General features: G+C 71.6%; 9 protein-coding genes. All 9 read left to right on the top strand.

The window, feature by feature from the left end; genetic code table 11:
• Positions 1 to 61 precede the first annotated feature (61 nt).
• The 9 genes from araA to ACFT55_RS06505 all read left to right on the top strand — a co-directional run bounded on the left by araA (position 62) and on the right by ACFT55_RS06505 (position 14445).
• Positions 62 to 1573 carry an L-arabinose isomerase gene (araA, locus tag ACFT55_RS06545; RefSeq protein WP_380242803.1) on the top strand — a complete coding sequence of 504 codons (1512 nt, stop codon included), beginning with the start codon at positions 62 to 64 and terminating at the stop codon, positions 1571 to 1573.
• Between the two features lie 160 nt (positions 1574 to 1733).
• Entirely contained in the window at positions 1734 to 2753 is a 1020-nt protein-coding gene (locus ACFT55_RS06540) for a LacI family DNA-binding transcriptional regulator (RefSeq protein ID WP_380242801.1), read from the top strand.
• Positions 2753 to 4321: a sugar ABC transporter ATP-binding protein gene (locus ACFT55_RS06535; RefSeq protein WP_380242799.1), complete on the top strand. Its 1569-nt coding sequence runs from the start codon at positions 2753 to 2755 to the stop codon at positions 4319 to 4321. Before ACFT55_RS06540 ends, ACFT55_RS06535 begins: the two co-directional genes overlap by 1 nt.
• Positions 4322 to 4509: 188 nt before the next feature.
• On the top strand, positions 4510 to 5514 hold the full coding sequence (locus tag ACFT55_RS06530; RefSeq protein WP_380242797.1) for an ABC transporter substrate-binding protein: 1005 nt from the start codon (positions 4510 to 4512) through the stop codon (positions 5512 to 5514).
• 106 nt (positions 5515 to 5620) lie between these two features.
• On the top strand, positions 5621 to 7159 hold the full coding sequence (locus ACFT55_RS06525) for a sugar ABC transporter ATP-binding protein (RefSeq protein ID WP_380242795.1): 1539 nt from the start codon (positions 5621 to 5623) through the stop codon (positions 7157 to 7159).
• Positions 7156 to 8238, top strand: coding sequence for an ABC transporter permease (locus ACFT55_RS06520; protein ID WP_380242793.1), 1083 nt, complete (start codon positions 7156 to 7158; stop codon positions 8236 to 8238). Before ACFT55_RS06525 ends, ACFT55_RS06520 begins: the two co-directional genes overlap by 4 nt.
• Positions 8238 to 9278, top strand: a complete 1041-nt coding sequence (gene yjfF, locus ACFT55_RS06515) for a galactofuranose ABC transporter, permease protein YjfF (protein WP_380242791.1) — start codon at positions 8238 to 8240, stop codon at positions 9276 to 9278. Before ACFT55_RS06520 ends, yjfF begins: the two co-directional genes overlap by 1 nt.
• A gap of 120 nt (positions 9279 to 9398) precedes the next feature.
• Positions 9399 to 13298, top strand: coding sequence for an alpha-L-arabinofuranosidase C-terminal domain-containing protein (locus ACFT55_RS06510; protein ID WP_380242789.1), 3900 nt, complete (start codon positions 9399 to 9401; stop codon positions 13296 to 13298).
• Positions 13299 to 13428: 130 nt separating this feature from the next.
• Entirely contained in the window at positions 13429 to 14445 is a 1017-nt protein-coding gene (locus tag ACFT55_RS06505; RefSeq protein ID WP_380242787.1) for a LacI family DNA-binding transcriptional regulator, read from the top strand.
• Positions 14446 to 14515: the final 70 nt, after the last annotated feature.

Raw genomic sequence — 14515 nt, 5'->3', positions numbered from 1 at the left:
CACCGACCAGCACCGACCAGCACCGACCAGCACCGACGAGCCAGGATCTGAGAGGACACCCATGAGCAAGCCCTACGCCGACCGCGAGGTCTGGTTCTTCACCGGCAGCCAGGACCTGTACGGCGAGGACACGCTGCGCCAGGTCGCCGAGCAGTCGCAGGAGGTCGCCCGCGCGCTCGACGCGTCGTCCGACGTGCCGGCGACGGTCGTGTGGAAGCCGGTGCTCAAGGACGCGGCGTCGATCCGCCGCGCGATGCTCGACGCCAACGCGGACGACAAGGTCCTGGGCGTCATCACCTGGATGCACACGTTCAGCCCCGCGAAGATGTGGATCTCCGGGCTGGACGCGCTGCGCAAGCCGCTGCTGCACCTGCACACCCAGGCGAACGTCGAGCTGCCGTGGGCGGACATCGACTTCGACTTCATGAACCTCAACCAGGCGGCGCACGGCGACCGCGAGTACGCCTACCTGGCCACGCGCCTGGGCGTCGCGCGCACCACCGTCGTCGGGCACGTGTCGAACCCGGCCGTGACCCGCCGCGTCGGCACCTGGGTGCGCGGCGCCGCCGGCTGGGCCGCGACGCACGAGCTGAAGCTGGTGCGCTTCGGCGACAACATGCGCAACGTCGCGGTCACCGAGGGCGACAAGACCGAGGCCGAGCTGCGCTTCGGCGTGTCCGTGAACACGTGGGGCGTCAACGACCTCGTGGCCGCGGTCGACGCCGTGGACGACGCCGCGGTCGACGCGCTCGTCGCGGAGTACGAGGACCTCTACGACGTGGCCGACGAGCTGCGCCAGGGCGGGGAGCGGCACGAGTCGCTGCGCTACGCGGCACGCCAGGAGATCGCCATGGAGGCGTTCCTCGTCGAGCGCGGCGCCAAGGCGTTCACCACCAACTTCGAGGACCTCGGCGCGCTGCGCCAGCTGCCCGGCATCGCCGTCCAGCGCCTCATGAGCAAGGGGTACGGCTTCGGCGCCGAGGGCGACTGGAAGACGGCCGTGCTGGTGCGCGCGGCGAAGGTCATGGGCGAGGGCCTGCCCGGCGGCGCCTCCCTCATGGAGGACTACACCTACGACCTCACGCCCGGGTCCGAGCTCATCCTCGGCGCCCACATGCTCGAGGTCTGCCCGTCCCTCACGACGTCGAAGCCCCGCGTGGAGATCCACCCGCTGGGCATCGGCGGCAAGGAGGACCCGGTCCGCATGGTGTTCGACGCCGACGCCACCGAGGGCGCCGTCGTCGTGTCCCTGGCCGACATGCGCGACCGGTTCCGCCTGACCGCGAACGTGGTCGACGTCGTGCCGCCGACGCAGGACCTGCCGAACCTGCCGGTGGCCCGCGCGGTCTGGGCGCCGCGCCCCGACTTCACCACCTCCGCGGAGGCCTGGCTCACCGCGGGCGGCGCGCACCACACGGTGATGTCCACCGCCGCCGGCGTGGAGGCGTTCGAGGTGTTCGCGAACATCGCCCGCACGGAGCTGCTCGTCATCGACGAGGGCACCACGCGCCGCGGCTTCGTCGACCAGGTGCGCTGGAACCAGGTGTACTACCGCCTCGCCCAGGGCCTGTGACCCTCCGCTGACCTCGCGCCTCGCGCGGTCCGACGCCGAGCAGGCGGTCGGACCCGGACTCCCGGCCTGCTGCCGCGGAGCACGGGTCCGACCGCCTTTTCGGTAGGCTGTGGTCGCCGCCGGCAGGACGTCCGGCGGACGAATCCGATGGAGGCACCGCATGGCGAGTCCCGGTGCGGAGAAGCCGAACATCCGGCAGGTCGCGCAGCTCGCCGGCGTCTCCTACATGACCGTGTCGCGGGTGCTGAACGACCACCCGCACATCCGGGAGTCCACGCGGCGCCGGGTCGAGGAGGCCATCGCCGAGCTCGACTACCGCCCGAACATGACGGCGCGTGCGCTGGCCACCCAGCGCAGCCGCCGCATCGGGGTGCTCGTGGAGAGCGCGGTGGCGTACGGGCCGACGAGCACGCTGCGCGCGGTGGAGTCCGCGGCCCGCGCCTCGGGGTACATGGTGAGCTCGGTGCTCCTGCAGGCGGGCGAGGAGATCACGCCCCAGGAGGGCGTGGACCACCTGATCGCGCAGGGCGTCGACGCGCTGTGCGTCGTCGCTCCGCGCTCCTCGTCGATCGCGGCGCTGCGCCGCATCACCATCGGGGTGCCGGTGCTCGTCGTCAAGCCGGACAAGGACCCCACGTTCCTCACGGTCACCGTCGACCAGCGGGCCGGGACGGAGCTCGCGGTCGACCATCTCGTCTCGCTCGGGCACCGCGACATCCTGCACCTGGCGGGCCCGCTCGACTGGCTCGACGCCCGGACGCGCGAGCGGGCGTTCCACGCCCGGGCGAAGTCGTGGGGGCTGCGCGAGCGGCCCATCGTGGTCGGCGACTGGTCGGCCGACTTCGCGTACGACTTCGCGCGCGGCATCCGCGAGCTGCCGGAGTACACGGCGATCTTCGTCGCGAACGACGACATGGCGATCGGGCTGGTCCACGGCCTGCACGACCGGGGTTTCTCGGTGCCCGACGACCTCAGCGTCGTGGGCTTCGACGACGTCCCGCTGGCTCGGCACGTCATCCCACCGCTGACGACGGTGCGGCAGAACTTCGACGCGCTCGGCGTGGCCGTCGTCGACGTCCTGCGGGCCGCGATCGAGGAGCGGGAGCTGCCGACCGTGACCCGGATCCCGGCGGAGATCGTCGCGCGGTCCTCGAGCGCCGCACCACGGAAGTCCGGCTGATGGGTGACCGGACGGCTGCCGAGGCGCCCGTCGTCGAGATGTACGGGATCACCGTGGAGCGGTCGGGCACCCGCGTGCTCGACGACGTGGACCTCCTGCTGCACCCCGGCGAGGTGCACGCGCTCATGGGGGAGAACGGCGCCGGCAAGTCGACCCTCATCGGCGCGCTGACGGGGACGGTCCCGATCCTGTCGGGGGAGGTGCTGGTCGACGGCGAGCCGCGCACGCCGACGGGCGTCGCCCGCAGCCGGGCCGACGGCATCGCGACCGTCTTCCAGGAGTCGCACCTGAGCCCGCACCTGACCGTCGCCGAGAACGTGATGATCGGCCACGAGGTGCGCGGCTGGTTCGGCATCGACTGGGCGCGGAACCGTGAGCGCGCGTCGGCCGCGCTCGCCACCCTGGGGATCGAGGACCTCGACCCGCGGGCGCCGCTGGAGACGCTGTCGCCCGCGACCAAGCAGCTCGTGGCGGTCGCGCGCGCGATCGTCCTCGAGCCGCGGGTCCTCGTGCTCGACGAGCCCACCTCCAGCCTCGACGCGGACGAGGCCGCCCGCCTGCTCGGCGTCGTGCGCAGGCTGCGCGACCAGGGGGTGGCGGTGCTGTTCGTCTCCCACTTCCTGGAGCAGGTGTTCGAGGTGAGCGACCGGATGACGGTGCTCCGGGGCGGCCGGGTGGTGGCGGAGTACCTGACTGAGGAGGTCGAGCGCGCCGAGCTGATCTCCAAGATGATCGGCGAGGACATCCACGCGCTGCAGGCGCTGCACTCCCAGCGGCTCGCGCACCACTACGCCGGGTCGGGGGACGTGACCCTGCGGGCGACGTCGCTCGGCCGGCGCGGCACCCTGGAGGCCACGGACCTCGACCTGTCGCGGGGCGAGGTGGTCGGGTTCGCGGGCCTGCGCGGGTCGGGTCGTACCGAGCTCGCCTCCCTGATGAGCGGGGTGGAGCGGCCCGACGGCGGCGAGCTGTGGCTGGACGGCGCCCGGGTGCAGCTGCGCAGCCCGGGGGCGGCGCTGCGGTACCGGATCGCGATGTCGAGCGAGAACCTGCGGGACGACGGCATCGTCGCCGGCCTCACGGTGCGGGAGAACATCGTGCTGGCGCTGCAAGCGCTCCGGGGGTGGTCGCGGCCGCTGTCCCGCAGCGAGCAGGACGCCGTCGTGGACACGTACCTGGACGCCCTGCACCTGTCGCCCGACGACCTGGACCGTCCGGCCGGGGAGCTGTCGGGCGGCACGCAGCAGAAGGTGCTGCTGGCTCGGCTGCTCGCCACCCGGCCGCACGTCCTGATCCTCGACGAGCCCACGAAGGGCATCGACATCGGCGCGAAGCTCGACATCCAGCGCCGGGTGGCGAAGCTGGCGGGGGACGGGGTGGCCGTCGTCTTCATCTCCTCCCAGCTGGAGGAGGTGGTGCGGCTGAGCGACCGCATCGTGGTGCTCAAGGACCGGGAGAAGATCGGCGAGCTGAGCAACGGGCCCGGGGTCACGGTGGACACCATCGTCGAGATGATCGCGGCGGACCTGGACGGGCTGCTCCTCGGCGACGAGGGCGACGAGGGCTGACGGCCCGCTCGCGGTGCCTCGCGACCGCGGCAACGGAGTTACGGGATCGTGACTTCCGATCGCCGCCAGCCTCTATGTGACCGGTCACAACTTCGGTATGTTAACGGTCACAGCGCCAGCTTGCCGGAGGGTCGGAGCGGACCCGTAGGCCGGGCACACCGGCCGACCGGCGTCTCAAGGAGGAGAACATGAGCAGGAATTTCCGACGCGCAGGGGCAGCTGTCCTGGCCGCCCTCACGGCCACCGCGCTCGTCGCGTGCAGCAGCGAGCAGGCTCCGCAGGGCGGCGGCGACGGCACCGCGACCGGCGGCTCCGGCAGCGACACGATCACCCTGGGCTTCTCGCAGGTCGGCGCCGAGTCGGGCTGGCGTGCGGCGAACACCAAGTCGATCCAGGACACGCTGACGAAGGAGAACGGCTTCGACCTCAAGTTCTCCGACGCCCAGCAGAAGCAGGAGAACCAGATCCAGGCGATCCGCTCGTACATCCAGCAGGGGGTGGACGTCATCGCCTTCTCGCCCGTCGTCGAGACCGGCTGGGACGCCGTGCTCGAGGAGGCCAAGGCGGCGAACATCCCGGTGATCCTCACCGACCGGGCCGTCGACTCCGAGGACGACAGCCTCTACGAGTCGTTCATCGGGTCCGACTTCGTCGAGGAGGGCAAGCGCGCCGGCGAGTGGGCCAAGGAGCAGTACGACGGCAAGGGCTACAAGGCCGTCGAGCTGCAGGGCACCACCGGCGCCGCGCCGATGATCGACCGCCAGCAGGGCTTCGCGGATGCCATCAAGGGCAGCGACATCGAGATCATCGACTCGCAGACGGGCAACTTCACCCGCACCGAGGGCAAGCAGGTGATGGAGGGCTTCCTGCAGAAGTACGACGACATCGACCTCGTCTTCGCGCACAACGACGACATGGGCCTCGGCGCGATCGAGGCGATCGAGGCCGCCGGCAAGGTGCCCGGCAAGGACATCAAGATCATCACCGTCGACGGCGTGAAGGATGGCATGCAGGCGCTCGCCGACGGCAAGATCAACTACATCGTCGAGTGCAACCCGCTGCTCGGCCCGGACCTGGCGGAGATCGCCAAGAAGGTCGTCGCCGGCGAGGAGGTCGAGAAGCGCATCGTGACCAAGGACGAGGCCTTCGACCAGGAGGCGGCCAAGGCCGCCCTGCCGGACCGTCAGTACTGACGGTCCCGCACCGGTGGCCGGCCCGCCCAGGGCCGGCCACCCCGACAGCCCGCGGCGGGCGCGGCGAGTCCGCGCCGCGCCCGCCGCGCTCCACGGAAGGTCAAGGATGACGAGCACTCCCGCGGCGGAGCGACCCGTGGTCGAGATGACCGGGATCTCCATCGAGTTCCCGGGCGTCAAGGCGCTCGACGGTGTCGACCTCCGCCTCTTCCCGGGCGAGGTGCACGCCCTCATGGGCGAGAACGGCGCCGGGAAGTCGACCCTGATCAAGGCGCTCACGGGCGTCTACGGCATCGACGCCGGCGAGATCCTCGTCGACGGCACACCGCACCGGTTCTCCGGCCCGGGCGAGGCGCAGGGCGCCGGCATCGCCACGGTGTACCAGGAGGTCAACCTGTGCGAGAACCTCACCGTCGCCGAGAACATCATGCTCGGCAACGAGCCCCGGCGGTTCGGGGCGATCGACTGGCGCGCCACGCGCCACCAGGCGGCCGGGCACCTCGCGACCATGGGTCTCGACATCGACCCCGCGTCGTCGCTCGGCGCCCACTCCATCGCGGTCCAGCAGCTCGTGGCGATCAGCCGCGCGATGGTCGTGGACGCCAAGGTGCTGATCCTCGACGAGCCGACGTCGAGCCTCGACGCCGACGAGGTGGCCCGGCTGTTCACGGTCGTGCGGCGCCTGCGCGCGCAGGGCGTGGCGATCCTGTTCGTCTCCCACTTCCTCGAGCAGGTCTACGAGATCTCGGACCGCATGACGGTGCTGCGCAACGGCGCACGCGTCGGCGAGTACCGCACGGCGGAGATCACCCGCAGCGAGCTCGTCTCCCGGATGATCGGGCGCTCGCTGGACGTCCTGGAGGACCTCCAGGTGCGCACCGACCGGGCGGAGGCCCCGGTCGGCGGCACCCCGTTCGTCAAGGCGGTCGGGCTCGGGCGCAAGGGCTCGGTCCAGCCGTTCGACCTCGAGGTCTACCCGGGGGAGGTCGTCGGCCTCGCCGGCCTGCTGGGCTCGGGGCGCACCGAGATCGCCCGGCTCCTCGCGGGAGCGGACCGGGCCGACACGGGCACGCTGCAGGTCAAGGGCACGACCACGAGGTTCCGCGGCCCACGAGCCGCCATCGACCGCGACATCGCGTTCTCGTCCGAGGACCGCAAGGCGGAAGGGGTGGTCGGCGACCTCACCGTCCGGGAGAACATCGTGCTGGGGCTCCAGGCAGAGCGCGGCTGGATGCGGCGCATGCCCGCCCGGCAGGTCGACGAGATCGTGGACCGCTACGTCTCCGCGCTCGGCATCCGGCCGGCCGACCCCGACGCGCTCCTGCGCAACCTCTCGGGCGGCAACCAGCAGAAGGTCCTGCTCGCGCGGTGGCTCGCCACGGCGCCGGAGCTGCTCATCCTCGACGAGCCCACGCGGGGGATCGACGTCGGCGCCAAGGCGGAGATCCAGCGGCTCGTCGCCGACCTGGCCTCCCGGGGCATGGCGGTGGTGTTCATCTCGGCCGAGCTGGACGAGGTGCTGCGCCTCAGCCACCGCATCGCCGTCCTGCGCGACCGGCACAAGGTGGCCGAGCTGGTCAACGACGAGGGCGTCGGAGTGGACGACGTCGTGGAGCTCATCGCGAGCGGAGGGACGGACTCATGACCACCACCAGCCCCACCACCAGCCCGGCACGCGCCGCAGGCACCACGAGCCGGTTCGGCGCCGTCGTGCAGCACCACCTGTTCTGGCCGGTGACGGCGCTCGTCGCGCTCCTCGCGGCGAACACGGTCTTCCGGCCCGGGTTCCTCTCGGTCTCGGTGCTCGACGGGCACCTGTTCGGCTCGCCGATCGACATCCTGCGCAACTGTGCGCCGCTGATGCTGGTGGCGCTCGGGATGACGCTGGTGATCGCGACGCGCGGCATCGACCTGTCCGTCGGCGCCGTCGTGGCGATCGCCGGCGCGGTCGCGCTGAGCTTCATCGCCACCGCGCCCGACCCGTCGTCCCCTGGCACGGTGCTCAGCGCGATCGGGATCGCGCTGGTGCTGTCGCTGCTGCTGGGGGTCTGGAACGGGTTCCTCGTCTCGGTCGTCGGGGTGCAGCCGATCATCGCGACGCTCATCCTCATGACCGCGGGCCGCGGCATCGCCATGCTCATCACGAAGGGCCAGATCACCACGGTGACCAGCGCGCCCTTCAAGACGCTCGGCGCGGGCTTCTGGCTCGGCCTCCCCGTGGCCACGCTCGTCGCGTTCGGCGTGTTCGCGCTCGTGGCGCTGCTGACGCGGCGCACCGCCCTCGGGATGCTCGTCGAGGCCGTGGGCATCAACCCGTCCGCGAGCCGGCTCGCGGGCGTCCAGGCGCGCACCATCGTCTGGACCGTGTTCGCGCTGTCCGGGCTGTTCTCCGGGCTGGCCGGCCTGATCCTCGCGTCGAACGTCATGGCCGCGGACGCCAACAACGCGGGCCTGTTCATCGAGCTCGACGCGATCCTCGCGGTGGTGATCGGCGGGACGTCGCTCGCGGGCGGCAAGTTCTCGCTGTCGGGCACGTTCGTCGGGGTGCTCATCATCGCCACCCTGACCCTCACGGTCACCAACCTGGGCATCTCGCCCCTGGTGACGCCCCTGTTCAAGGCGCTCGTGGTCGCCGCGGTGACCCTCGCGCAGTCCCCGGTGGTGCGCCGCAAGCTGGCCGAACGGTCGCGCCGCCGTCCCTCGACCTCCAAGGCGGTGGCGTGATGACGACCGTGATCCCCGACAGCGGCGCCGCTCAGGGCGCGGGGTCGCCGGGCGGCCCCGCGGTCCTCACCCTGGGCCGCCGCAGGTTCCGGGTGGACCGGCGCTACCTGCCGGTCCTCGGCACGTTCGTCGTGCTGGCGCTGCTCCTCCTCGTGGGCGGGGTGCGCTACGACAACTTCCTGTCGGTGGGTGTCCTGGCGAACCTGTTCATCAACAACTCGTTCCTCATCGTGCTGGCCGTGGGCATGACGTTCGTCATCCTCACGGGCGGGATCGACCTGTCGGTCGGAGCCGTGCTGGCGCTGTCCGGCGTGACGGCCGCCTACCTGTTCCAGGCCGGCGTGCCGGCGGGCGTCGTGGTCCCTGTCGTCGTCCTCATCGGCTCCGTGATCGGGCTGCTGGTCGGCGCGATGGTGCACGTCTTCGAGGTCCAGCCGTTCATCGCCACCCTGGCGGGCATGTTCTTCGCCCGCGGCCTGTGCTTCCTCATCGCGCCGGAGTCGATCCCGATCAACGACGAGTCGTTCGTCGCGCTGGCGGGGTGGGACACCTGGGTGGGTGGCCAGTTCCGGATCACCTCGAGCGTGGCGGTCGCGCTGGTCGTGATCGTGGTCGCGTTCTACCTGCTGCACTACACGCAGTTCGGCCGCACGGTGTACGCCATCGGCGGGGGCGAGCAGTCCGCCCGGCTGATGGGTCTGCCGGTGTCGCGCACCAAGGTGCTCGTGTACGTGATCAGCGGGACCTGCGCGGGTCTCGGCGGGCTGCTGTTCGCGATGTACTCCCGCTCCGGGTACTCCCTGACCGGGGTGGGCATGGAGCTGGACGCCATCGCGGCGGTCGTGATCGGCGGCACCCTCCTGACCGGCGGTACCGGCTTCGTCCTGGGGTCGGTGCTGGGCGTGCTCGTCCTCGGCCTGATCCAGACGATCATCACCTACGAGGGCACGCTCAGCTCGTGGTGGACGCGGATCGTCATCGGCGCGCTGCTGCTGGTCTTCGTGATCCTGCAGCGGCTGCTCTCGCTGCGGCGCTCCTAGCCCTCGGGCACCGGGCGCCCGTCCGGGCGGCCGGGCCGGCGGCGTGCACCGCCGTCGGCCCGCCGTCCTACCGCACCCCCGCATCTGTACGACGACGTACTCACCGGAGGATCTACAACGATGAATATCCGATCCCGACGGTCCGCGCCCCTGGCGCTGGCCCTCGCCCTCGTGCTGCCCGCCTCCGCGGCGGCCGCCGTCCCCCCACGGGCGGCACCCGCCCAGCCAGCGGTCCAGCGTGCCGTGCAGCCGGCCGCCGACGGCGGCGCCTACGTCTTCCCCTACTTCGCGGGCGAGCAGGACGGCGGCGAGAAGATCTACCTGGCCGTCAGCGAGGGCGACGACCCGACGGCGTGGCGCACCCTCAACGGCGGGGAGCCGGTCCTCGAGTCCACGCTCGGCACGAAGGGCCTGCGCGACCCGTTCCTCACGCGCAACCCCGAGACCGGCACCTACTACCTGCTCGCCACCGACCTGAGGATCGCCGGCGGCGGCAGCTTCGGCGACGCCCAGGAGACGGGCAGCCGGTCCATGATGGTGTGGTCGTCGGACGACCTGATCCACTGGTCCGACCAGCACGAGGTCGAGCTGGCGCCCCCGGACGCCGGCAACCTCTGGGCGCCCGAGGCGACCTGGGACGCGGGCACGGGGCAGTTCCTCGTGTACTGGGCGTCGGCCCTCTACCCGGACGACGTCGCGCCCGAGGACCGCGACATCGCGACGTCGTACCAGCGGATGCTGTCCGCCACCACGCCCGACTTCACCGCCGGCAGCTTCTCCGAGCCGCAGGTGTGGATCGACGCACGGCGCGGGGCCGGCCGGGGCATGATCGACTCGACCGTGGCGTTCGACGACGGCACCTACTACCGCTTCACCAAGGACGAGGCGGACATGACGGTCCGCGAGGAGTCCTCCGACGACCTGTACCGCACCCAGGGCGTGACCGCCGGCGACGGGTGGGACCTGGTCGCCGAGCACGTGGGCGTCGGCGAGCCCAACCCGTGGGGCGGCGAGTTCACCGCGGGGGAGGGGCCGACGGTCTTCCCGTCCCTGACCGACGACTCCTGGTACATGATGATCGACCAGCCCTCCTACCACGGGGGCCAGGGCTACATGCTGTTCCGCACGGACGACCTCGCGAGCGGGGACTGGACGTCCGTGCCCGACGCCGAGCTGCCGAGCCACCCGCGGCACGGCACCGTGCTGCCGATCACGACCGCCGAGCAGCAGGCGCTGCTCGCCGCGTACCCGCCGGGGGAGCCGGAGGTCGTCGAGCAGCGGCTGACGATCGACTCCGACGCCGCGCGCACGCCGATGAGCGACGACCTGTACGGGGTGTTCTACGAGGACATCAACTACGCCGCCGACGGCGGCCTGTACGCCGAGCTGGTGCGCAACCGGTCGTTCGAGTTCGCCAAGGAGGACAACGCGAGCTTCACCGGGCTGACCGGCTGGGAGCGCACGGGGGGCGGCGCGATCGCCGTCCAGTCCGAGCGCGGTGAGTGGCTGAACGACAGCAACCGGCACTACCTCACGCTCACCTCCGACGGCACCACCGGCGTCTCGAACTCGTCCTTCAACGAGGGCGTCGCGCTGACCGCCGGCGCGTCGTACGACTTCTCGGTCTGGGCGCGCAGCGAGGTCGCCCAGGACCTCGCCGTCCGTCTCGTCTCCGCCGACGGCGCGACGACGTACGGCACCGCGACCGTCGCCGTCGACGGGTCCGACGACTGGCGGAAGTACACCGCCACGGTGCGCGCGTCGGCGACGACGAACGCCGCGCGGCTGCAGGTGACGTCCGGCGCCGCCGGGACGCTGCGGCTCGACATGGTGTCGCTGTTCCCGCAGGACACGTGGGTGGGCCCGGTCAACGGGAAGAGCTCCCTGCGCAAGGACCTCGCCGAGAAGGTCGCCGACCTGAACCCGAGCTTCCTGCGGTTCCCGGGGGGTTGCGTCACGAACGTGGGGACCTTCGACTCCTACCTCGACTCCGACGGCCAGGACCGGCAGCGGACCTACCAGTGGAAGGAGACGATCGGGCCCGTCGAGGAACGGCCGACCAACTGGAACTTCTGGGGCTACAACCAGTCGTACGGCATCGGCTACCTCGAGTACCTGGAGTTCGCCGAGGACCTCGGCGCCTTCGCCCTGCCCGTCGTGTCCGTCGGCGCGAACGGCTGCGGGTCGCGGATCCCGGAGATGACCGACGCCCAGCGCCCCCGCTGGATCCAGGACACGCTGGACCTCATCGAGTTCGCCACCGGCTCCACGGACACCGAGTGGGGCGCGAAGCGGGCCGCCCTGGGGCACCCCGAACCGTTCGACCTGCCGTACATCGGCCTGGGCAACGAGGAGAACACCCCCAAGTTCCAGCAGAACTTCCCGGCCTTCCGGGACGCCATCGAGGCGGAGTTCCCCGACGTCACCGTGATCTCCAACTCCGGGCCGGACGACGCCGGCACACGCTTCGACGAGCTCTGGGACTTCAACCGTGAGCAGGGCGTCGCGATGGTCGACGAGCACTACTACAACGACCCGTCCTGGTTCCTCACGAACACCGAGCGCTACGACTCCTACGACCGCAACGGACCGCACGTCTTCCTGGGGGAGTACGCGTCGAAGGGCAACACCTTCGGCAACGCGCTCGCGGAGGCGGCCTACATGACCGGCCTGGAGCGCAACGCCGACGTGGTGGAGCTCGCGTCCTACGCGCCGATGTTCGCCAACGAGGACTACGTGCAGTGGTCGCCGGACATGATGTGGTTCGACAACGACGAGTCGTGGGGCTCGGTCAACTACCAGACGCAGAAGATGTTCATGTCGAGCACGGGTGACCAGGTCGTCCCGTCCGAGCTCGGTGACGGCCCCGACGTCGTGCCGCCGGACGTCGACGGCGGCGTCTTCCTCTCCACCTGGCTCACGCAGGCGGCGTACGACGACGTGCGGGTCACCGACAACGCGACCGGCGACGTCCTGTTCGCCGACACGTTCGACGACGCGTCGGCGTGGGAGTCGCAGCGCGGCAGCTGGTCCGTGGCCGACGGCAGGTACGTGCAGTCCGCGGCGGGCGTCGAGGACGCCCGCAGCATCGTCGCCGGGGCCTACGACGAGGACTGGCACGACTACACGATGGAGGTCACCGCCCGGAAGACGGGCGGCGCCGAGGGGTTCCTCGTCGGCTTCGGCGCGAGCGCGAGCGACGACTTCTACTGGTGGAACGTGGGCGGCTGGGGGAACTCCCGGTCCGTGCTGGAGCGTGCCGACGGCGCGCGCCAGGGGGAGGTCGCCGCGGCGCAGTCCTTCACGCCGCTGGTGAACGGTCGTGACTACCGCATCAAGATCGTCGTCGAGGGCCGTACGATCCGGCTCTACCTCGACGGCGCGCTGCAGCTCACGTACACCGAGCCGGTCACCAAGTCGCTGTTCCAGGTCGTCACCCACGACGAGGACACCGGCGAGCTGGTCGCCAAGGTCGTCAACGTGGGTGACACGGTGGCCCGGACCGACGTCGCGGTCACCGGGGGCTTCGAGCCGGCGGCGTCGGCACGCGTGACCGAGATGGTGGCCGACCCGTCGGCGACCAACACGAAGACGCGCCCGAACCGGGTCGTGCCGGTGGACCGGACGTTCGAGGGGGCGGGTCGTGCGTTCACGTACGACTTCCCGGCGCACTCGATCACGTTCCTGCGGCTCGCGCCGGCCACGGGCGACACCCCCAGCGCGGTGCGGGTCAGGATCGCGCCGGCGTCCGTCGTGCGCGGGACCGACGCCCGCGTCGAGGTGACGGTCACGGCCGCCGAGGGGCGAGGGTCGTCACCCACGGCGACCGGGACGGTGACGGTCCGGCTCGGCGAGGAGACGGTCAGCGCGGAGCTCGTCGGCGGTCGCGCCAGCGTCGACGTGCCGACCCGCTCGGTGCCGCCGGGCGGCCACGACGTCGTCGTCCGCTACGCCGGTGACGCGCGCTACGCGCCGAGCGAGGTGACCAAGGCCCTGAACGTCCGGGCGCCGAAGCGGTAGCGACCGCCCCAGCCGAACAGGTGGTTGTTCACGTTCTGAGCTCTCAGAACGTGAACAACCACCTGTTCGGCACTCCGCAAGGAACGCAAGTCGCGCAAGCCGCTTGCGTGATCGCGTGTACAGTCGAACCATGTCGAGACGACTGGCCGACGTGGCCGCGAAGGTGGGGGTCAGCGAGGCGACGGTCAGCCGGGTGCTCAACGGCAAGCCCGGCGTCTCGCAGGCGACGCGCGACGCCGTCCTCACCGCCCTGGACGTGCTGGGGTACGAGCGGCCCACCAAGCTGCGCGGCGACCGGCCCCGGTTGGTCGGGCTGGTGCTGCCCGAGCTGGCCAACCCGATCTTCCCCGCGTTCGCGGAGGTGGTGGGCGGCGCGCTCGCGCAGCAGGGTTTCACGCCCGTGCTGTGCACGCGCACGGCCGGCGGCATCTCGGAGGCCGAGTACATCGACCTCCTGCTGGGCCAGCAGGTCTCGGGCGTCATCTTCGCCGGCGGGTTCTACGCCGAGCGCGACGCCGACCACTCGCACTACGAGCGGCTGCAGGCGCTGAGCCTGCCGGTCGTGCTGATCAACGCGTCGATCGAGAGCCTCGACTTCCCGCACGTCTCGTGCGACGACCTGGTCGCGACGCACCAGGCGCTCGAGCACCTCGTCTCCATGGGCCACGCGCGCATCGGCCTGCTGCTCGGCCCGGCCGACCACGTGCCGTCGGAGCGCAAGCTCGCCGCCGCCCGCGCGTTCGCGCAGCGGCACGGCCTGGAGCTCCCCGACGAGCTCGTCGTGCACAGCCAGTACTCCCTGGAGAGCGGTCAGGCCGCGACGGGCCGCCTGCTCGACGCGGGCGCGACGGCGATCCTGTGCGCGTCCGACCCGCTCGCCCTCGGCGCGGTGCGCGCCGTGCGCCGCGCGGGGCTGGAGGTGCCCCGCGACGTGTCCGTCGTCGGCTACGACGACTCCGCGCTGATGAACTCCACGGATCCTGCGCTGACCACCGTGCGCCAGCCGATCGACGCGATGGGGCGCGCGGCGGTGGACATCCTCGCGTCCATGATCGCGGGCGCCGCCGTGTCGCGCGACGAGCTGCTCTTCGAGCCGGAGCTCGTCGTGCGGCGCTCGACCGCCGCCGCGCCCCGGCCCGCCGGCTGACGCCTCCGCTGCCTCGCGCGGCGTCCCCGCACCCTGACCCCGGCCGGTCGGGCGACACTGTCGCCCGACC

The sequence above is a fragment of the Isoptericola sp. NPDC057191 genome, from assembly GCF_042670225.1.
Classification (GTDB): domain Bacteria; phylum Actinomycetota; class Actinomycetes; order Actinomycetales; family Cellulomonadaceae; genus Isoptericola.
This window is presented reverse-complemented; position numbering and strand designations above follow the sequence as displayed.